At 58.9% G+C, this 21,456-nt stretch carries 16 protein-coding genes and 1 pseudogene; 9 read left to right on the top strand and 8 right to left on the bottom strand.

Annotated elements, in window-relative coordinates:
• The first annotated feature begins 19 nt into the window (after nt 1-19).
• The 4 genes from LOC54_RS02655 to LOC54_RS02670 all read left to right on the top strand — a co-directional run bounded on the left by LOC54_RS02655 (nt 20) and on the right by LOC54_RS02670 (nt 4,486).
• Nucleotides 20-646, top strand: coding sequence for an ABC transporter substrate-binding protein (locus tag LOC54_RS02655; RefSeq protein WP_279312275.1), 627 nt, complete (start codon nt 20-22; stop codon nt 644-646).
• Nucleotides 647-810: 164 nt separating this feature from the next.
• A complete protein-coding gene (locus LOC54_RS02660) occupies nt 811-2,346 on the top strand; it encodes an NADH-quinone oxidoreductase subunit M (protein WP_279312276.1) in 1,536 nt (511 codons plus the stop codon).
• Between the two features lie 119 nt (nt 2,347-2,465).
• Nucleotides 2,466-3,440 carry a GTP-binding protein gene (locus tag LOC54_RS02665; protein WP_279312277.1) on the top strand — a complete coding sequence of 325 codons (975 nt, stop codon included), beginning with the start codon at nt 2,466-2,468 and terminating at the stop codon, nt 3,438-3,440.
• Nucleotides 3,437-4,486 (top strand): WD40 repeat domain-containing protein, encoded by a 1,050-nt coding sequence (locus tag LOC54_RS02670; RefSeq protein WP_279312278.1) that lies wholly within the window; start codon nt 3,437-3,439, stop codon nt 4,484-4,486. Before LOC54_RS02665 ends, LOC54_RS02670 begins: the two co-directional genes overlap by 4 nt.
• Nucleotides 4,487-4,506: 20 nt before the next feature.
• On the opposite strand, the gene LOC54_RS02675 is transcribed toward LOC54_RS02670, so the two are convergent.
• The 6 genes from LOC54_RS02675 to LOC54_RS02700 all read right to left on the bottom strand — a co-directional run bounded on the left by LOC54_RS02675 (nt 4,507) and on the right by LOC54_RS02700 (nt 15,561).
• Nucleotides 4,507-5,808: a glycosyltransferase family 4 protein gene (locus tag LOC54_RS02675; protein ID WP_279312279.1), complete on the bottom strand. Its 1,302-nt coding sequence runs from the start codon at nt 5,806-5,808 to the stop codon at nt 4,507-4,509.
• A gap of 83 nt (nt 5,809-5,891) precedes the next feature.
• Nucleotides 5,892-6,899 carry a hypothetical protein gene (locus LOC54_RS02680; RefSeq protein WP_279312280.1) on the bottom strand — a complete coding sequence of 336 codons (1,008 nt, stop codon included), beginning with the start codon at nt 6,897-6,899 and terminating at the stop codon, nt 5,892-5,894.
• Between the two features lie 89 nt (nt 6,900-6,988).
• Complete coding sequence (locus LOC54_RS02685; protein ID WP_279312281.1) at nt 6,989-10,093, bottom strand: glycosyltransferase; 3,105 nt, start codon at nt 10,091-10,093, stop codon at nt 6,989-6,991.
• Entirely contained in the window at nt 10,090-11,922 is a 1,833-nt protein-coding gene (locus tag LOC54_RS02690; protein ID WP_279312282.1) for a tetratricopeptide repeat protein, read from the bottom strand. Before LOC54_RS02690 ends, LOC54_RS02685 begins: the two co-directional genes overlap by 4 nt.
• Before the next feature lie 52 nt (nt 11,923-11,974).
• The gene (locus tag LOC54_RS02695; RefSeq protein WP_279312283.1) at nt 11,975-13,417 is read right to left on the bottom strand and encodes an HlyD family type I secretion periplasmic adaptor subunit; all 1,443 of its coding nucleotides are present in this window, start codon (nt 13,415-13,417) and stop codon (nt 11,975-11,977) included.
• Nucleotides 13,418-13,419: 2 nt separating this feature from the next.
• A complete protein-coding gene (locus LOC54_RS02700; RefSeq protein ID WP_408740279.1) occupies nt 13,420-15,561 on the bottom strand; it encodes a peptidase domain-containing ABC transporter in 2,142 nt (713 codons plus the stop codon).
• 346 nt (nt 15,562-15,907) lie between these two features.
• On the opposite strand from LOC54_RS02700, the gene leuB reads away from it, so the two are divergent.
• From leuB to grxB, 4 genes and pseudogenes are all read left to right on the top strand, one after another.
• Nucleotides 15,908-17,071 (top strand): 3-isopropylmalate dehydrogenase, encoded by a 1,164-nt coding sequence (gene leuB, locus LOC54_RS02705; protein WP_279312284.1) that lies wholly within the window; start codon nt 15,908-15,910, stop codon nt 17,069-17,071.
• Between the two features lie 216 nt (nt 17,072-17,287).
• Nucleotides 17,288-17,461: pseudogene (locus LOC54_RS02710) on the top strand (IS5/IS1182 family transposase); the annotation flags it as partial.
• Between the two features lie 318 nt (nt 17,462-17,779).
• Complete coding sequence (locus tag LOC54_RS02715; protein ID WP_279312285.1) at nt 17,780-18,571, top strand: SDR family NAD(P)-dependent oxidoreductase; 792 nt, start codon at nt 17,780-17,782, stop codon at nt 18,569-18,571.
• A 49-nt stretch (nt 18,572-18,620) separates the two neighbouring features.
• On the top strand, nt 18,621-19,265 hold the full coding sequence (grxB, locus tag LOC54_RS02720; RefSeq protein ID WP_279312286.1) for a glutaredoxin 2: 645 nt from the start codon (nt 18,621-18,623) through the stop codon (nt 19,263-19,265).
• A gap of 200 nt (nt 19,266-19,465) precedes the next feature.
• Here grxB and LOC54_RS02725 read toward each other — a convergent pair whose 3' ends face one another.
• Together LOC54_RS02725 and LOC54_RS02730 are read right to left on the bottom strand one after the other, a co-directional pair.
• Nucleotides 19,466-19,804, bottom strand: a complete 339-nt coding sequence (locus tag LOC54_RS02725) for a hypothetical protein (RefSeq protein ID WP_279312287.1) — start codon at nt 19,802-19,804, stop codon at nt 19,466-19,468.
• Between the two features lie 426 nt (nt 19,805-20,230).
• Nucleotides 20,231-20,485 (bottom strand): hypothetical protein, encoded by a 255-nt coding sequence (locus LOC54_RS02730; protein WP_279312288.1) that lies wholly within the window; start codon nt 20,483-20,485, stop codon nt 20,231-20,233.
• Between the two features lie 126 nt (nt 20,486-20,611).
• Between LOC54_RS02730 and LOC54_RS02735 the strand changes: the two genes are divergently transcribed.
• Complete coding sequence (locus tag LOC54_RS02735) at nt 20,612-21,073, top strand: hypothetical protein (protein ID WP_279312289.1); 462 nt, start codon at nt 20,612-20,614, stop codon at nt 21,071-21,073.
• Nucleotides 21,074-21,456 lie beyond the last annotated feature (383 nt).

Below are 21,456 nucleotides of genomic sequence, written 5' to 3' on the forward strand. Positions count from 1 at the left end.
AGGATGAAATAAGAACATCATGACCATCCGCCTTCATCGCCGGAATATCCTTGGTCTCGTGGCCGCCTGCGTGTTCAGCCTGGCTGCATCCTCCACGGCTTTTGCCGCCGGGACATCGGCTGACTTCGTCCGCACTCTGGCCGGACGTCTCGTGTCGATCATCAACAGCAATGCAAGCCCGGGGCAGGCAAAAAGCGAAGTCAATCCGCTGCTGCAGCAGGCGATCGACTTCGATAACATCGCAAAATTCTGCCTGGGCCGGTACTGGAATGTTGCCACGCCTGACCAGCGCACCGAGTATCTCGGTCTTTTCCACCAGGCGCTGACGAACGCCATCATGGACAAGCTCGGCAGCTATCGGGGCGTCCGGGTGAAGGTGACCGGTACGGAAACCCTGCAGCAGGGTGCCGAGGGTGTCAGCTTCATCCTGTCACGTCCCCAGCAGCCTGACGCGCAGATGCAGCTGATCGTCCGGAAAGACGGAGACTCCTACAAGGTGGTCGATCTGATCGGAGAGGGCGTCAGCCTCCGTCTGACCCAGAGCAAGGACTACAACTCCTTCATCGCCCGTAACGGCGGCAAGGTGGAGAATCTGATCCGGGCCATGAAGAACCAGGTCGCGCATCACGACGATCCGGCTAACTGATCTCCACATTCGTGATATTTCTCAGAAGGCGGCCCCCGGGCCGCCTTCTTCGTATCTGCCGCTCCGTATCCGGCCTGCACATGGGGTTGTGATCACAACCTTATGGTCAGACCGAGATTGAAGGGGTAGGGTGGGAGCCGGTTTTTACATCACCGGGTGCGGCCGTGTTCTCTTTTCTGCTCTCTCTGGCGACATTCCTTCCTCTGGCGGGCGGCCTTGCCCTCCTCCTTATCCGGAACGGGAAGGATGATTCGGAAAGCGGCGCTTCCGCCGCCAGATGGACCGGCCTGTGGGTCAGTCTCATCACTCTTGGCCTTACCCTTGTCATGTGGGCCGGATTTGATCCCCGCTATACGGGCCCGCAATACGAACAGCAGCTGAGCTGGCTCGGCCGGTTCGGGATCTCATGGCATACCGGCGTCGACGGAATCAGCCTTGTTTTCGTGCTGCTGACCGCCGTGCTCACGCCGCTTGCTATCGCCGCTGCGTGGAAAACCATCCGGTCGGGCGTGCGCGATTTCGTTGCCGCCGTGCTGATTCTGGAAACAACGCTGATCGGCCTGTTCTCCGCGCTGGATCTGACGGTTTTCTACATCTGGTATGAAGCCACTCTGATCCCGGCCAGCCTGCTGATCGGCGTGTGGGGCGGACCGAAACGGGTGCGTGCCTCGCTCCAGTTCTTCCTGTTCACCTTCGGCGGTTCGCTCTTCATGCTGGTGGCCATCGCCGCCATCTGGGCCATGACCGGCACCACCGACATGATCCTGCTCTCGCACGGCTCTTTCTCACCTGCTGCACAGGGCTGGCTGCTTGCCGCGTTCATCCTGGCCTTTGGCGTGAAACTCCCGCTTTTCCCGCTTCACGCCTGGCTGCCTGATGCCTACACGGAGGCTCCTGCCGCCGCATCTGCCCTTCTGTCCGGCGTGCTGTCCAAGGCCGGCGGATACGGTCTGCTGCGCCTGGGCGTGCTGATGTTTCCTGACGCTGCCCGCGTCTTCGCCCCGTGGATCCTGCCTCTGGGCGTGATCGCCATCATTTACGCCGCCTTCATCGCCCTTGCGCAGACGGATATGAAGCGTCTGGTGGCGTATTCCTCCTTCTCACATATGGGCATGATCGCGGTCGGACTCTTCACTCTCACGGCAGAAGGCATCGACGGCGCGATCTTCCAGATGCTCTCTCACGGTATCGTGATCGCCGCATTGTTCTTCTCCGTTTCTGCCATCGCCTGGCGTGCGGAAACACGGCAGATTTCCGCTCTGGGAGGTGTCGCGTCAAAAATGCCGATGCTTGGCCTGCTGACCATGGTGTTTACGATGGCCAATGTCGGTCTGCCGGGAACGGGTGCGTTCGTGGGCGAGCTGCTGATCCTGATGGGGGCCGTTCATGTCTCGCTCTGGCTGGCCCTGCTGGCCGGCACGACCATGATCATGGGGGCGGTCTATATGCTGGTTCTCTACCGCCGTGTCCTGTTCGGCCGCGTCGGTGAAGCCACCGCCATGCTGCGTGAACTCAGCGCGGCCGAGCTTGGCATCCTGCTGCCTCTGGCCGTGATCACGCTGTGGATGGGTGTCCATCCGGGCAGTCTGACCCGGCTTTACAATCCGACGGTTCTCAGTGCCCTGCACATGAACGGTGCCGTGACCGGAGAAGCCGCATCCGGTCAGACTGTCCGCCTCGCTGCCGTATCCTCTCACTGATCTTCTCTCCCCGCCGGGCTGGCAGTGCCCGCGCGGGGAGCCTATATCTCTTCTCCGACACAGAATAACGCGCCGTCTCATCACACTGATGACCGCGCCCTGATGACAGGAGACAGAGCTTGTCCGGAACAGCACAGACTCAGGTGCCCGTCACCGTCCTCACCGGGTTTCTGGGGGCCGGAAAGACCACGCTCCTCAACCATATCCTGACTGCAGAGCACGGCCGGAAATACGCCGTCGTCATCAACGAGTTCGGAGAGCTCGGGGTGGATAATGACCTCGTCGTGGATGCGGACGAGGAAGTGTTCGAGATGAACAACGGCTGCATCTGCTGCACCGTCCGTGGTGATCTCATCCGTATTCTTGGCAGCCTGATGAAGCGCCGGAACAAATTCGACGGCATTATCGTCGAAACTACAGGTCTTGCAGATCCGGCACCGGTCGCCCAGACGTTTTTCGTCGATGCAGATGTGCGTGAGAAAACACGACTCGATGCCGTTGTGACGGTCGTGGATGCCTGCAACATCCTGAAGACGCTGGAGGAAAGCTCCGAGGCCTTACACCAGATCGCCTTTGCGGATGTCATCATTCTCAACAAGACAGATCTCTCGGATGAAGCCGGACTGCAGAACATCGAGGACCGTATCCGCCAGATCAACCGTCATGTCCGGCTCCATCGCGCCACACGCGGAAATGTTGCGCTTTCGGACGTGCTGGATCAGGGGGGCTTCGACCTGAAACGCGCCCTCACCTATGAGCCTGATTTTCTGGAAAATACAGAACACTCTCATGAGGAAGGCGTCACCAGCATGTCCTTCAGCGTGTCAGAACCGCTCGATGAGGAAAAATTCCAAGCCTGGATCGGAGCACTTCTGCAGGAACAGGGAGCGGATATTCTCCGTTCCAAGGGAATTCTAAGCTACAAAGGTCGGGATGAGCGTTTCGCATTCCAGGCCGTCCACATGATGGCGGACGGTGATTTTATCGGCCCCTGGAAATCCGATGAAAAACGCGATTCAAGGCTGGTCTTTATCGGGCGTAATCTCAACCGCCCGCAGCTGCGCCGGGGCTTTGAAAGCTGTGTCGCACGATGAGTGATCTCTCATCCCGGCAGGATCTCGTGACTGATCGCGGCGCCGAAACCCGGTTCGACGCACATATCACCGGCTGCACGTTTTCGAGGGATATGACGATGCTCGCCTTCGCCACCGGTGAAGGTGATGTGATCTTCGCTCCCGTTGCCTCACTGCGTGACACATCCACATGGACAAAGCACGAACTTCACGACGGGCCGGTCCTGAGCATCGCACCTGATGTCTCCGGTAATGCGGTCCTGACGGGAGGGGAGGACTGTATCCTGCGCCGATCTGCTCCTTCGGGCAGCGAAGAGCTTGGCAAGACAAGGCGCTGGATCGAGCATGTCACGAGTTTTGCCGGAAAAACATCTCTGATCGCTCTGGCCTGCGGTAAACAGGTGGAACTGCGCGATGCCTCCGGCCGTACGGTACTCCGCACACTGGAGCATCCCTCAACCGTCTCCGGCATCGCCTTTGACGGGAAAGGTAAGCGGATTGCCGCCTCCCACTATAACGGGGCGTCTCTGTGGTTTACCGCTTCAAAAGACGGGTCAGCCCGACCGTTCAGCTGGAAAGGCAGTCATACCGGTATCGCGATCCATCCGGACGGAGAGGCCCTGGTCACTGCGATGCAGGAAAACGAGCTGCATGGATGGCGTCTGTCAGACGGGCATAACATGCGCATGAGCGGCTATCCCTCAAAGATCGCCTCCATGGCCTTCACGCGGACCGGAAAATGGCTTGCCACCTCCGGGGCGGACTGCGTGGTGCTCTGGCCCTTCTTCAACGGCGGCCCGATCGGCAAACCACCTGCGGAGATGCCCGGAATTCCGGGTACGCTCTGCACCCGAGTCGCCACACATCCGACGCAGGACGTTCTTGCTGCCGGTTTCGCAGACGGTTCTATTCTGCTGATCGAATATACATCCGAGCGTGTTCTGCCGGTGCGTATGGCCGGAAACGGCAGCATTTCTGCACTGGCTTTTAACGGCAACGGTGCTGCACTTGCATGGGGTACGGAAGAGGGTGCTGTCGGAGCGGCAGATCTGTCTGCGCAGAGCTGAAGGAGCAGACCGGCTCCTTCTCAGCCGGTCTTGCTTTTCCTGACCGGAGTTTTCCGCGGAGATTTCTTCTTTATTTCTCCGGGGACGGACTCCTCAGGAAGATGCCCGGCGGCCACGCTCTGCATCAGCTGTTCATAGCGCCGCAGATAATCCTGCAGACACAGTGTCGCCTCGGCCTCGGCACGGGCATTCTGGCGGAGTTCTTTCGCCAGTTTACGATCTTCCAGAAGCTCCAGAACACCATCGGCAATCCGCTCAGGCTCCAGAAACGGAACCAGAAGACCTGTCTTGCGGTGCGTGATGAACTCCTCGACCGGTGCCGTCGCACTTCCCGCAATCGCACAGCCGCTCGCCATCGCCTCTCGCAGAGACCACGACGCAACGAACGGATAAGTCAGATAAACATGCGCATCCGAGCGTCGCAGCAGTGCGCGGAACTCGTCATACATAACTTTCCCGAGAAAATGGACACGGGACAGATCCAGCTCACTCCCGACCTCTTTCAGAAGCTTCTCACGCCAGGTGCCGTGCGCCAGCCGTGCGCCGTAGCTCACGCCATCCCCTCCTACCAGGGCCACGCGGGCCTGCGGAGAGGCTTTGAGGATTTTGGGGAGCGCACGCATGAACACATGGAAACCGCGATACGGTTCCAGATCCCGCGCGACATAGGTGATCAGTTTCTCTTTGGGGGAAACCACCATATTCTTGATTTTGAACTGTTTCTTCGCGACCGAGGGATCCGGGGCGCACAGATCAAGATCCACACCCTCTCTCAGGATGGAGATGCGGGATCTGGCCCATTCCGGATAGGTATCCCGCTGGAAACGGGTTGGCGTCTGTCCGAAGCCCGGCCCTGCCAGCGCCTGCAGATTGATCGCGTTCTTCGCCCGTATCCGCGCAGGCATATCCGCCATCAGCGGGAATTCCGGATCGAAATTCACGTCATACCGGTCTGTATGATAGAAGAACTCGAAATATCCGAGCATCGGCACCTCAGGATATACATCCTGCAGATTAAGCAGTTCACCCCAGCCATGATGGCCGATGATGATATCGGGCACGAATCCCAGGCCTTTGAGGGTTTTTGCCGCATTCGCCACGGCCTCCGCCCGGGAAAGACCGATATCGAACTCGCGCACACCCGGGTGTCCGTCCTGCGGCGGAATACGGGACATCTTGTAAAGCACACGCCGGACGCCGGGGATGACGTTCTCATTGCCTTCACTGATAAAGACGACCTGATTCTGTCCCGAACGGACCAGATGCCGGACAATATGCAGGAACTGCCCGGGAAAATTCTGATGTACAAACAGATACTTCACGTTTTACTACCCAGCCTTCCCGAACGGGCCGGACCGGCCTTATTGCCCGTCCTGCCCGCCTGATCAGCATTTTCTTCCTATGATCAGCGTTTCTTTCCGGCCGGTCTACCGCGCCCTGCGGAGACGGGGGCCGCTTTCACGGCAGTCACTTTCTTCACCGGAGCGGCGGACGGACGTCCACGGGCCGGAACTGCAGGCTGCACTAATGCGGTGCGAGGCTGTTTCGCTGCCTTCTCCTCAGTCTTGGCCTTTCTGGGAGTGATCTTCACGCAGAACGCTTCCAGCGGAGCCAGACTTTCGGCCTCTGCCGTCATGCTCTCATCCACAGGTCCGCTGACCGAGCCGTCCGTAAAGGATGCCTCGACCGTGCAGCTGTGCGTCTTTGCCGTCTCACCTTTCAGACGCACGCGCAGCCCGAGGATGGGCAGCGCCATACCGCGGCTGCCACAGAAACTGCCACCGTCTGACCAGGGCGACAGCCAGCCTTTCCCGAGAACGGCCTGATATTCAATGTCGCTGGCCGGAAAGGATCTGGGGCTTATACCAAAGCCCTCGATCCAGGCATGGCTTCCCTGCTTACCCATCCATTCACCGAGCACTGCCGCAACATCCCCGCTTCTCTGGATGTGCGCTGCCACTTCCGGCATCTCCCCTGCGGAGACCTGCACCCGGGGGGCTGCGGAAATCGCCTGCGGCGCCGGTGCCTGAGCACGCGGCCCCTGGTGCTGTGCCGGAACCGGCGTCCCCGCATCTCCCAGCCTGATCACCTGAAGCTTCGGTGCCTCGTGCTGCGAGCCTGCTTCCTGATAGATCGTCACGAGAACCTGTCCGGGAATATCCTCCACACGGATCAGGGCCGCATTGTTACCGCCGCCCATCCAGCCCGAAGGATCAACCGTCACGACAGAGACGTTGCCCGCCCCGACCGGAGCAGGAGCAATCCGGACGCCGGGAAAGCCGGTCGCGTTCGGCGGCTCCGCACCCGGCGTATGAAATACGCAGAATAGACCCGGATCGAGGGTCATGAGATGCCCCGACACCTTCAGGTCGGATATGCGGTTCGAAGCGGGGGCCTGGCCACTCTGCGACATAAACTGTTTCCGTATTCTGTAAGCGACTGTCTGAAATGATTTTCCCTGGGGACAGGGATGAAACGCACTCTGCTATACCGGCTCAGCGGTTACACCCGGTCTTCATAGGACCGTTCACACAGACTCATCAATAACATGTTAAGTTCTTCCACCGGAATAGCCGGAGAGATAACAAATCCCCGCCCCGCAGCCTTTATGCGCTGTGTAATCGCACCCAGATCGAATGCTGCCACCTGCAGGCCCGCACGCCAGGCAACTCCGAGCACGAAACTCCATGTTTCCGGCCAGACGGACGGAAGAAACGCAATATCCGCCTGCTGCGCACGCACGAACGCCTCGGCCTCATCCTGCTTATAAGGGCCGGTCACGAAAATATGGCCCGTTTCCGTCAGTGTCCGGTCATCAGGGGTATATCCCGCCACGACATATTCGAGTGGCAGACCACGCCGTGCCGCGTCGCGTCCCAGATCGAGCAGAACGTCATATCCCTTTTCATGGCCGATCGCACCGATGACGCAGACGCGCAGGCGATCAGTGCGGGGGAGACCGACCACATCCGGACGGGCCGGAAACATGGTCTGCTGGAGCAGTGCCAGACGCTGCAGGCACAGATCAGTCCGGTCATCCTCCAGCGGCACGGTCTGTGTCACCAGCCCCGGAAAATGTCGTGCGATCCGCCACGCCATATCCTCCGACGGCACGACAACCCGCCGTGCTCCGGACAGCATGGCAGCGGAGGCGCGGATGTGTCCTGCAACTCCCTCCTCTTCCATGTCCGTCCGCGCGCCGAGCACCTTCACGCAGGTCTCGCAGGCAGATACATCAGGTTCCCCGCAATAACGCCCGGTCACACCGGTCAGCGTGATTCTCGGGCAGAATACTGCATAGTCGTGCAGCCATATCTCGACCGGCACATCCAGGTCCCGGGCCAGCCGCCTGATGCTCCGGTGATGACCGGACAGATGATGAATCTCAATAAAAGCAACACTCCGGCGATCAAACAGCGCGAGAAGCCGTTCCTGCTCGTCCGGGAGGGTGTAGCGCAGGCTGAAATATCCTGGCTCCGTCTTTTCCTCAGACCACGGAACGACCTTACACCCGCCCTGAACAGGCCGGATCAGAACCGGGATCATCCCCCGCTCCGCCAGCTCCGCAGCACGGCTCCTGACCACACGTTCCACACCACCGCCCTGATCATGCGTGATGAGCAGAACAAGCCTGCCTTTCCCGCTGCTGCCACGCTTCGGACGGATACGATTCAGCACGTCCTGCCAGCGGGCCTCATCTACCCGGCGTCGTGCATAAAACAGGGGATCAGCATCGGAAAAGCTGCGGATCAGCTCGTCATAACCCGGGTGCAGCCGGTTAAGGATTCCAAGGTTACGCGCCCGCAGAGCCGCACCGGACGCACCCGGACCGAAGGATTCGGACCCGGCATGTGTCACGAACACGCCGGGAGCCGCCACATGCTTCCAGCCAAGCACACGGGCGCGAAGGCAGAAATCATTCTCCTCCCCATATCCCTGCGCGAAAAGATCTTCCCGCAGCACGCCCGTATCCTGCAGGCAGTCATGCCGGATGAACATGCAGAATCCGTGCGCCGTCGGAACCTCCACGGCCTCTCCGGCACAGGCTTTCCGCGCCAGAGCCGCCAGATGGTTCGTCTGCACAAGATCCGGCTCCGGATTTTCATGAAGATCCGGATAGGAGAAAATCGTTGCCTCGTTGGACAGCGGCGTAACGGTTCCGTATGCCGCGTCTGAATAGGCCACGTCGCGTAACCCGCCGAGCCAGCCCTGCGGCAGCAGTGTGTCGCTGTTCAGAAGCACGACATCCCGGCCCGCCGCGCGCGCCAGGCCTGCATTGACGGCACCGGGAAACCCCCTGTTCCGCCTCAGCCGCAGCAGCGAAATCTCTCCGGCCTTTGCAAAGCCATTCAGCATCCTCAGCGTGGCCGGATCGGGTGAGGCATCATCCACCACCAGAATTTCGGTCTTCTCCCGACCGGGTGCCCTGCCGGACAGAGAAATCCTCAGGCTCTCCAGACAGGCGCGGACCCCCTCCGTATTGCCCCAGACCGGAACCACCACCAGCGTATTCCGTCGCTTCGGAACAGAGGCCGCAGAGCGTCTCTCCGGGATCGACGGAGACACACATACAGGGAGGAAAGCCGGAATTTCGTGCGTCTTCCCCTGATGCCCTGAGGCACGACGCACGGCCCATTCTGCCGCTTCCCGCTCCAGACGCACATTCAGGGGGCTGCCCCGTAAGGCCCGGCCATCTGATCCCGACACATGCAGCTCACCGGGCGGAAGATCGGACAACGGAATATCGATCTGCCAGAAACAGGCCAGAGGAAGCTCTGCTGAACCGGCCGCACACGGCACGGCACAGCGGAAAATCTGCTCGCTGCTTTTTTTATGGATTCGTATGTCCGGCGCGCGTGCGGGATCGAAGGGATGCCACACCCAGCCCTGAAGCCCGTGCGGCCCGGACTCGACAAATCCCTCGCTCACCCGGCTGCGGAACAGAGCGACCGGGCTGCCTGCAGGTTCAGCGCCGGCAATGGTCACTCTCACGTCCCGGATTGCCTGATTCTCAGGCAGATGCAGGCGCAGGATTCTGCCTTTGCGCGTCGTTCTGACCGGTTTTCCATCCGCCAGCACCACGGCATGCCCGGCACCGTCATTCAGGAGCAGCGTCTCCGGACCGGTCATCGCGCACCAGCCGCTCCAGCCTGCCGCGGCTGCAACGGCATCAGCAAGCGGAGCGACGGAGTCCTGACAGACATAGCGGGACAGGGCCTGTATCAGCACGTCCGCCGCCTGCTCAGACCGTCCTGCCGCCAGACAGGCGGAAGCCAGCATCAGCCGCCCCTGAAGAAAATCATAACGCCTGTTCAGCGCCTCAAGAAGGCAGATCGCCGCGTCGTAATGACCTGAAGCAGAGCGCACGGCTGCAAGGACACAACTGACATTCGGGCTGTCCGGCGCCAGACGATGCGCCCGTTCCAGCCAGAACAGCGCATCTGCCAGACGCCCTTCACGAAAGGCCCGCTCCCCGTATCCGAAAGACTCCTGCGCCTGCTCCTCCGCATGGCGCCGGAAGGCTTCACGGTCCTCCTGCGTGATGATCCCGGGCGGAGAGTCCTGCTGCGATTGTCCGGAGAGACGCCCCGGAATGTCAGGCGTCAAGCAGATCCCGTGCCGGTTCCGGCGACAGCCTCTCCATGCGCGGCACCGGGCACGGCATCAGCGTGAGACGATGCCATCTCCCGCTCCAGCGCGGCCAGTTCTTCGGCCGCCTCCTCAATCTTCTGCTCAGCAGCTTTGCGATACCAGTGAAGGGCCTCGTCCCGGTCCGCCTTACCGCCAAGTCCCTTCACCGCATAGCGGGCCGTCATCAGCTGCGCGAGGCCGTGCCCCTCGGTTGCCGCCCTGAAGAACCAGGAACGTGCCTTTTCGCGATTCTCCGGCACCTCGTGTCCGCCGCCATGCATGGCACCGGCGCAGAACATCGCCGGGACGAAACCGCTTTCCGCAGCCGTCTCATAGACCTGCAGGGCCTGCACATGATCCTTCGGACCACCCGATCCGGTCAGCAGCATCTGGGCATAGATGACACCGGCCTCCGGCATCCCGGCATCCGCAGCCTTTTTCAGCCAGACACGTCCCTGTGCGGCATCCTGCGGCAGGCCGCCCCAGCCTTCGGCCAGCATCCGCCCGTACCAGAACTGCGCGTTCACGACGCCTTCCGCCGCACGACGCATCCATTCCGTCGCGGCCTTATGGTCCGGTTCACCGCCGACGCCCTTGACCAGACAGACGCTGTAGTTGAACGCCGCCAGAAGATCGCCGCCTTCTGCTGCCTGCTCACAAAGCTCACGGATATAACGCCGGTCATCCTCCGTGCCCTCTCCGGTCAGCAGGAGGTTGCCCATATCGGCCGCACCGCCCTGATCACCGGCCTCCGTCGCCATCCGGAGCCAGCGCAGCCCCTCCTCGCGATCACGAGCGACACCCGTGCCGCTGACATACATCAGCGCGAGCGTGCGGGCCGCCTGGGCATGTCCCTGATCCGCTGCAAGCCGATACCAGTTCGCCGCCTCAAGATAGTTCGGTGCGACATCGCCGCCGCGCGCGTTCAGATCACCGAGCAGTGCTGCGGCTTCCCGGTCTCCCGCCAGCGCTGCCTTACGAAGCCAGGTCTCACCCCTGGTAAGATCACGCTCCGTGCCGATCCCTTCAATCAGCGCCAGACCATAGCGCGACTGGGCCGGAACCAGATTCTTCTCGGCCGCCTGACGGTAAAAAGCCGTCGATGTTACGTCATCACGGTCCACACCGACGCCGCGTGCGTAGATCCGCCCAAGCATATACAGAGCAGTCGAGACGCCGGCTTCCGCCGCAAATGCCAGATTCCTGAGCGCCAGCATCTGATCATCAAGGCTTGCTGCCGTCTCCAGGCGGTGAAGGCCAAGTCCCAGATGGCCCTGCGGCGAATCCTGATCTGCGGCCTTGCCATACCAAGCCAGGCCTTCAGCCTGATTGCGGATTTCCGCAGGACCGCTTGTCAGAATATACCCGCACAGTGCCTCGGCATCCGCATTACCATGATCGGCTGCCTGCCTGGCCCATGAAAGGGCCTTCACAAAGTCAGGCTGCCTCGTAAATCCCCGGTCAGAGGCATTCAGGGCGGACTCAACCGAAAAGCTGTCGGACTCAGCCTCCGGCGGCAGACCGGAGAGATAAAGCGTTGCCAGGGTATGGGCCGCCTCATGCCAGCCGCCACGGGCCGCACGACGCATCCAGCGCGCGCCCTCCACGAGATCGGGAACAGTCCCTTTTCCCTCCAGATATGCCTTCCCGACCAGGAATGCTGCCTGAGCACTGCCTTCGGAGGCAACCGCACTCAGCTCCCTGAAGGCCTCTGCCTCCCTGCCCTCTTCCTTCAGAAGAGCCAGGCCGCGCTCCAGGCCCGGTTTTGACGTCAGCAGCGATGACAGCCGGGATCTCAGCCTCATATCTGTTCTTCCCTTTTTCTTCCCGCACGCATGTCCGTCTCCCCGGGGAGCCTTACGGCTCCCTCATGCCCTCCGTCGCCAGCGGAATCATGCTGTTGAGGATGAACTGCATGATCGTCCGCTTGCCTACCTTGATGTCTGCCGTCACCGGCATGCCCGGCTGCGGGTGGAAGAAGGACGGCACGCCGTGCAGGGTATATTTATCAATTCTGAGATGGACGCGATAGAACGCCTTGGAGTCCCCGCTCGGATCCGGAATATCCGCTGCGCCCACGCCATCCTGAGCAGATTTTTCCGCAAAGGAATCCGCACTGATCTCCTTCACGGTCGCTTCCGCTCCGCCATACTGCGAATAGGGGAAGGTCGCGAATTTCAGCAGTGCATGATCACCCAGCTGCACGAAGCCGATATCAGAGCCTCTGAGAGAAGCCTCCATTTCCAGACCGCTGCCGATCGGAATCAGCGTCAGAAGCGGCGTCGCCGTATTGATCACGGACCCGGCGGACAGCTTTGCGATCGTGAGAACGACCCCGTCCTCCTCCGCACGGAGCGTGACCATGCTTTTACGCAGACGCGCCTTGTCATAGCTGCTGCGGGTCTCGGACAGATGCCGCTGCGCCTCAGCAAGCTGCTGATAGACATCCGCCTTCCACTTCTGGATATAGCCGTCGCGCTCTGCCGTCAGGGCCATGATCTTGCTGCGGGCCGAAGCCGCCATGTGCTGGGCGGAAATCTGAGACCGCTCAACCTCCATCAGCTCGCTCTGGGCACCCAGCGTGGACAGCCGGCTGCCGACCTGCTGCTTCTGCAGATCGGACCGCATACGGAACACGTCACCGGCCACCTTGGCGCGCGAGGCAAACATCGCCGCATTGGCCAGTGCGCTCTGCATCTCACTGGACTGGGACGCGATCTGTGCGTCGTAGTCATGAACCCTGGCGTCATATTCCGCCCGCCGCCGGAGGAAGGTCGCCTCCTGCTGTGCCGACTCAGGATTGGTCGACTCGGGTTTGTAGACGGTCCCCTGAGTTTCAGCGATCAGACGATCCGTTTCGGCCTGATAGCTGTTCGTCTGCTGGTACAGGCTTCCTACATCCGCCTCGGAAACCGTCGGATCAAGATGTGCGAGAATCTGTCCCTTACGGACATATTCCCCCTCCTTCACGTCGATCGAACGGATCAGGGATGTCTCCAGAGGCTGCACGACCATCGTCGCATCCGTGGAAACCAGACGGCCCGGCGTCGTGACAACACGGTCCAGCGGAAACACCGTCATGACCAGCACACTCGCCAGGATCAGGCCGCCGATCAGCCAGGAAATATACTGCGCCGCCGGCGTGGCCGGCATATTGACCAGAGCCGCGCTGGGAGAGTGAAATTCCAGAAGTTCCGGCGGAAGATCACCGGGCGCATAAGGATCGGTCGCTTCAGGCAGGAAGCTCCTGCGTGCCACCTCCGAAGACTCGGAAGCCGGGACAATATCCTGTGAGTCCATGATCAGCCTCCCTCAGCCAGAGAACGACCCGCACTGCGGGATGCCGTATGACGGTTCTGCTGCATCCACAGCGTCCGGTAGATCGCACAGCGCTCCAGAAGCACCTCATGCGGGCCGATATCGGCCACCTGCCCGCGCTCCATGACAAGAATCTGATCACAGTTCACCAGGGAGGACAGACGATGGGAAACGATCACCATCGTCCGCCCCTTGCCGATCCGCTCCAGGTTCGCATTCACCAGAGCCTCACTCTCAGGATCCAGAGCCGAAGTCGCCTCATCCAGAATCATCAACTTGGGATCGGAAATTACGGCGCGGGCAATCGCCAGACGCTGACGCTGTCCGCCGGAAATATTTGTGGAGCCTTCCTCGATGAACGTATCATAGCCCGCGGGCATCCGTTCAATAAATTCCTCTGCTCCGGCCATGCGGGCGGCCCGGACCACGTCATCAATCGTGAACCCCGGACGACCGGCCGTAATATTGTCCTTGATGGTTCCGCGGAACAGAAAGTTATCCTGCAGAACCACGCCGAAAGACCGGCGGAGATGCGTCAGGTTGATCTCACGCAGATCCACACCATCAAGCTTGAGATAGCCGCTATAGCTGCGACTGACACCCTGGAGCAGGCGCGTGATGGTGGATTTTCCGGAACCAGAACGTCCTACAAGGCCAAGCATCGTGCCGGCCGGGACCTCGAAATTCACATCTTGCAGGGCTCTGGCATTCGAACCGGGGTAGGAAAAGTTCACATCGATGAAAGACAGCGCACCTTTGATCTGGGGCCGCATACCCATCGTCAGGGCTTTTGTCTCCGTCGGCTGATTCAGCACCGCACCGGCTTCTCCCAGAGACGTCCTGACCTCGTTGAGATCATCAAGCAGCTTCGCCAGACCTGTCAGAGGCGAGGCCACACGTCCGCCCAGCATCATGAACGCCATCAGTGCACCGGCTGTCAGACTGCCTGATCCCGTCAGCGCAAGATACGCGCCGACCAGGATAATACCGCGGCTGATGAACATATCGAGCGGCTGGGAAAGCGTCACTGGCCAGTTCGTGATCCGTCCTGCCGCCAGCTTCCACCTTACAACCTCGGCCGTGCGAACATCCCACTCCTGCTTGCGCGCGGGCTCGAGGGCGAGCGTCTTGACCGTCCGAATACCGGCAACCGTCTCGTAGAGAATGGAAGACCGGTCCATATCCGCACGCATCTGCTTCTGGTAGATTCTGCCGACCGGACCGATGAAGATCACGACGATCAGGCCGATCAGACCGGCAGCGGCGACCGTCATCCAGGCCAGGGTGGAGCTCATATAAAACAGGAACGGCAGAATCACGACCAGGGTGAACATGTCGAGGAAGGTCGTCATGAGTTTTCCGGTCATGAAGTCGCGCACCTTATAGATGGCAACCACACGCCCGAGAATCTTGCCCGCCTGTTCGCGCTCGAAAAACTCAAGAGGAAGGGCAAGGAGACGATTGAAGAGATGCAGGGACAGTCGCGTATCGATACGGGTCGTCAGAACCAGAGTCAGTTCGCGGCGTCCGTAGGACAGCAGGATCTCATAGAATGAGAAGACCACCACGATGGCCGTGATCGAGACAAGCGTCGCCATCGAATGCTGGTTCACGACCTTATCCACGACCTGCATGACCAGAAGCGGCGGGAAAATCTGCAGGATACTCAGGGTCATGGAGGCAAACAGGATGTCGCGCAGGGATTTCTTCTCCCGCAGGACCATCTTCGCCAGCCACATGGCATTCATCGGCGCGTCGGACTCAGACTGGTTCCTCAGGCGCTTGATCAGAAGGATATCACCCTTCCAGACCTGAGACAGACGCAGCTCATCAACCGGCAGCGGCGGGTCAGCTTCCCCGCCCAGCGGATCACGCAACCATACGACGCCGCGCTCGGGAGCAGCACCCACCATCAGGGCGGCCGACCCGTCTGAGAGCATCAGAACGATCGGCGGCGAATTGGTCATTCTGACCAGATGCCGCCAGTTGACATTCATACCTTTTGCAACACCGCCAAAATCATTGACCCAGCGGGCGAGAGTGGCGGGCGACGGGGTTTTTTCCTCCGAATCACCTGCAAAATCGCGTATATCGAGCTCCAGACCATGATGGCGTGCCGCCGCCACCACGGCGCGAAGCCGTATGAGAACCGGGCTTACACGCCCCGTAGTGCCACCGGCCGAAGCCCCGGTCGCATTCTCGCTCTGATCCAGCCGATCCACAGAACGTCCTTTACCAAACCTGTTCAGAAATCCCCGCGGACCCGGGTCCGCAGGAACTTCCACCTCCTGTCTGCCGCCCGGGAATCATCACCCGGGGACGACAGACAGGAGGGTATCTGCAGATCTGTTATACCTCAGGAATGTGGCAAGAGCGAGTATGCCTGTTGCATCCTCCGTCAGGCTGTGTCTCTTCACACACAGAAGTAGGCCGCGACGGCACGTAAAGCGAACATCATCTGCGGAGAAAAGCATGAGCGTGAAGAAACTTCTGGTCCTCCCCGGAGACGGCATCGGGCCGGAAGTGATGCGGGAAGTCGGTCGCGTGATCGCGTGGCTCGGGCGCCGGCGGGATCTGAGATTCGAGATCACGGAGGATCTCGTCGGCGGTGCATCGCTGGAGGCATATGGCACGCCGATCCGCGACGAGGTCATCACCCGCGCCCGTGAGGCCGACGCCGTGCTGTTCGGCTCCGTCGGGGATCCGAAATGGAATCACGTCGGATTCGACCGGCGTCCTGAACTGGCCATCCTGCGCCTGCGTCAGGATCTCGGCCTGTTCGCCAATCTGCGCCCGGCAAAGGTGTTCGATGCCCTGATCGATGCCAGCACGCTCAGACCCGATGTTATCCGCGGTCTCGACATCATGATCGTGCGCGAAAGCGTCGGGGGTATCTATTTCGGGGAGCCCCGCGGCGTCGAGACCCTGCCCGACGGCACGAAGCGCGGCATCAACACCGAAGTCTATACCACGGCGGAAATCGAGCGCGTCGGTCGCGTCGCCTTTGATCTCGCCCGCAAGCGCGACAATCACGTCTGCTCTGTCGAGAAGCACAACGTGATGGAAAGCGGACTGCTCTGGAAAGAGGTCATCACCGCACTCCAGGCCCGGGAATATCCGGACGTGAAGCTCACGCACATGCTGGCCGATAACTGCGCCATGCAGCTCGTGCGGAACCCGCGCCAGTTCGATGTGGTGGTGACGGGCAATCTTTTCGGAGACCTTCTGTCCGATCTCGCCTCCATGCTGACCGGAAGTCTCGGCATGCTGCCTTCCGCCACGCTCGGCTCCGTCACTGCCGACGGTCGCTTCCCCGCACTGTACGAGCCCATCCACGGCAGTGCTCCGGATATCGCAGGACAGGGTATCGCCAACCCGATTGCCCAGATTCTCTCCCTTGCCATGCTGCTGAAATACTCATTTGGCATGGAAGCCGAAGCGGCCATGATCGAGGATGCCGTCTCCGCAGTGCTCGCAAGCGGGCTGCGCACTGCCGACATCATGAGCGACGGGATGGCCCGCGTCGGGACATCCGTCATGGGAGAAGCCATCGTCCGCGAACTGGATAAGCTCCAGGGCTGCCCCCCTGCTTACGGCGTGCCGTCGTCAGCAATAAGCAAAAACGGGGAGGGGTGAATCCTCCCCGCCCCCCTGCCCGGCCTGACTGCATCGCTACGGGAAAGAGCAGGCCGGAGCTGATCGTGCCGTGGAAACCCGATCCTCAGTCCCCGCCCTTTAAGGAGATTTTTCTCCGCCACGGGCACACGCGTCACTTGCCGCAGATTCATCAAAACCCTGATCGCAACGATCCTCCGGCCACTGGCTGAAGTCAGCATTTGTACCGGCCCCTGTTCCCGCGTCGGGCCTGTTTTTTCTGATCAGAAATCACAGACAGGACTGTTCGTCCGAACCGCAGGCATAACGCAAGCTTCCATGAGGACCTGCCTGGCCAATACCGCCTGTAACATGCGCCGCCTTCTCCTCCCGGAGTGGATTAACGCAGGCACGCAGCAATCCGGAGCATGAAATCCTCACTCCGCCAACATGCAGAGGAAAGTGATCTTGTCGCATGGAATTCAGCGCTGCTGTATGACAGCATATTTACACAGCCTGTTGTTTATGAGTTGCATAATCTGAGGATGCCGGCCCCTCTGATGATCAGTGACCGGGATGTGGCGGCCATCGGAGCCGATGGATCCACACTCGGGCATTCTCCGCACATACAGGATCCTGTGAGGCTTCATAAGGCTCTGCTTGAATGGCGTGCCTCTGGTTGACAGAAATCGTTTTTTCTTCATCATTTTTCGAATTTCTTATTTCCCGTGCTGTGAGGAAGGAGTGTCCATGAAAATCGATCTGACCGGTAAAAAAGCTGTCGTTACGGGGTCGACCAAAGGTATTGGTCTGGGTGCTGCGAAAGGACTTGCGGTCTGTGGTGCGACGGTTGTGGTGAACGGTCGGAAGCAGGAGGATGTCGAGGCTTCGATAAAGGCAATCCGCAGTGAGGTTCCGGCAGCGGATCTGATTGGTTTTGCAGGTGATCTGGGGACCGCTGAAGGCTGCCGGACCCTTATTGAGGCGCATCCGTCCTGTGATATTCTTGTAAATAATGTTGGGATTTTTGGTCCGGAAGATTTTTTTGAGACTGAGGATGATCAGTGGATGAGGTTTTTCGAGATCAATGTCATGTCCGGTGTCCGCCTCGCGCGTGCCTATCTGAAGGGGATGGCTGACAGGAAGTGGGGACGCGTCGTGTTTCTCGGTTCGGAAACCGCGTTTAATATTCCGGCAGATATGATTCATTACGGTATGACGAAAACGGCCTGTGTATCGGTTGCCCGTGGTCTTGCCAAACGGATGGCGGGGACGGGAGTAACGGTGAATTCCGTGCTGCCGGGACCGACGCTTTCAGGAAGCGTTACGGATATGTTTGAAGAGGAATCTGAGAAGACCGGAAAATCATTTGATGAGGTTGCGGAAGAATTCGTCATGGAGAACCGTCCCTCTTCGATCATCCGTCGACCGGCTACAGTTGAGGAGGTTGCAAACATGATTGTGTATGCCTGTTCAATGCAGGCTTCGGCTACGACCGGCGCATCCCTGCGTGTTGACGGCGGGGTGATTGACAGCCTCTGACCGAGGATATTCGCAGGTAAATAGGCACGGCCGGAAGCGGGAATTTATTATGGTATTCAGATTATATGTTTACGATCATTGCCCGTTCTGTGTGCGTGCAAGGATGCCTTTCGGGCTGAAAAATATCCCGTTTGATCTCCGTTTCCAGCTGAATGACGACGAGGAAACCCCGATCCGTATGATCGGCAAAAAGATGCTGCCTATTCTGGAGGGTGAAGACGGTTTCATGGGAGAAAGCCTGGATATCGTCAGGAAAATTGACGGTATTTCCGGTCCGGCTCTGTTTTCAGGAGAGCCGGATCAGGCACTGGTCGGATGGATGCGTCAGTGGGGGACGACGATTAACTCACTGGTTATTCCCAGAACACCGTATCCGGTATTTGCCGAGTTCCGCACGCAGGAGGCGCGCGCATACTTCACGCGGAAGAAAGAAGAGATATTCGGTAATTTTGACGATCTTCTTTCGAAAACCGATACGCTTCTGGCATCTGCAGAGGCAGGTCTGAAGGCGCTTGAGCCTCTGCTGCCTGCACAGAATTCAGTTTCGATTGACGATATCATGCTGTTCCCCCTCCTGAGATCCCTTTCCATTCTTCCGGACATAAAGCTTCCGGATTCTGTCAGAGACTATCAGGTCGGTATGGCCGAAAGATCAGGTGTCCCTCTTGTGAGAGATCTTCGTGCCTCAGTCTGATCCGGGCAGAGGTCCGTGTGTCTGAGGATATGCAGGATCTGTTTGCGGTACAGGACATCATTTTTCCTGGATCTGGTGAGAATGTTCCGGAAGAGATGTATTTCCGGACAGAAGGAGCCGTTTCGTCAGGCTCTCAGCCCGGCATCCTGCATGCGGACCCGGGAGGACGCGTTTCTTTTGATACATTCTACAATGGAATTTCAGCCGGTGTTCTGAAGCGCATCACCGTTATTGAGGATCTCGTTTTCAGAGCCGAGGGTACGGGAATCTGGCGTATTCGGGCGGGGCTTCATCTTCCGGAACAGGATATTATCTGGCTGGATGAGATGTATGCCGATCTTTCTTCCGGCGCGGCTGCTTTTCCTCTGCCGTGGAACAGTATTCAGGACGGAATGCTCTTTGTTTCTCTGGAGGCTTTGAGCGGGGGGGACTTCAGGCAAGGCTGTTTTCTGACAAAAACGCCGCCCGCCGCCGACGTACATCTCGGTATTGTCATAACTCACTACAACAGAAAAAATTTTGTTATTCCTGCCGTTCATCGTCTGCGGGAGTCTCTTTTGATAAAGCCCGAACTCAAGGGGCGGGCAGATCTTATTATCATCGATAACTCACGCACATTAAGTGCGGAGGAAGTGGATGGCGCGATCCTGATTCCCAGCCTGAACTACGGCGGTTCCGGCGGTTTTTCCCGTGGTCTTCTGTATCTTATGGAGCAGGGGAAATATTCACATTGCCTGTTTATGGATGATGATGCGTCCTGTGAGATGGAATCAATCCGCCGGGCTTTTATTCTGCAGCGCTTTGCACGAGATCCTGCTCTGGCTATTGCAGGCGGTTTATTGAAAGAGCATCAGCCATATAGTCTTTTTGAAAAAGGAGCTGTCTGTACAGACGGAAATGTCAGGCCTCTGGGACAGAATCTTGATATGCGCCGTACTGCAGACCTTCTGCAGGCCGAGCAGAAGTCAGGCCACGGTGCCTATGGCGCATGGTGGTTCTTCTGCTTTAATATATCGAAAACTCGTTCTATGCCCTATCCTTTTTTTGTCCGGGGAGATGACATTCTTTTCAGTCTGATGAATAATTTTCAGATTGAAACGATCAATGGCATTGCCTGTCTGGGAGAGGATTTCCGGATCAGGGAAAGTCCCCTCACACGTTATCTCGGCCTGCGTTCCTGTCTTGTGATCATGATGATGACGGCTGATGTTCCGGCTCATGCTGTATTCCGGCTTTTATCAGCCTGGATGCTGTCCTCACTGCTGTCATATAATTATGCGAGCGCAGAAGCGGTTCTCAGGGCGATTGCCGATGTCTCGGCGGGCCCTGATTTCTGGCTTGAGGCTATGGATATGGCTGCGGTTCGTGCGGAGCTTGCCCCTCTGAACGAGAGGGAACGTCTCCGGCCGTTGGAGGCCTCCGATTATGACACTGTCTCTGACCAGCCAGAAGAAAACCGTCTGAGGCGGATATTCCGCGTTATAACGCTGAACGGATTTCTCCTCCCTTCGATTTTTCTTCGTAACAGGATCATATCAGATCAAAAATCCTTCAGAGCCACGTTCCGGAGGATTTTCCGGTACAGACGTGTTCTGTATGTGGCTGAGGGGGGCGGAACCGGATATCTTGCGGAATATGACAGGAAAGCGTTCTTTGCTCTGCTTTTCCGATTTTTTAAAATATCCTCTGTCTTTATCTTAATGCGCCGCAAACTTACGCGGAAATACCGCAAGGCACTGCCGGAGATGACCAGTCAAAAGTTCTGGTTGGAAATTTATGCAGAAAAGCGGAATATTTCTGAAAAATAACTCTGATATATTCTGCCTTCAGGAACTGGGGACAAAATTGCCAGCCCCCAGATCATCATTTTTCGTGCCAATGCGCCGTGCTCCCAGCGACAGCCACGATATACTGTCTTCCTGTTGCAGGGGGATGTAGGTATGGAGGTGACGCTGGAGCCAACAGAAAGTGGAGCCTTCCAGAGCAGTTTAGATGTGCCTCTCGTTTTTCGGGCAGGGTGACAAGCTATAGACCGGCCTGAATGGGCAAGGTTACGCGCAGGAGATATACGGCGAAGTTCAGATCACGTGTTACCCCGGAGGCGATCCGTGGGGGGGCTGATACCAACCGTTTCTTGATCAGACTCACGGGGTACCCATTGGGCTAAAAATGTGATTCACAGGATGCTGAT

It is taken from the genome of Acetobacter sp. AN02 (genome assembly GCF_029759835.1).
Taxonomy (GTDB): Bacteria; Pseudomonadota; Alphaproteobacteria; order Acetobacterales; family Acetobacteraceae; genus Acetobacter.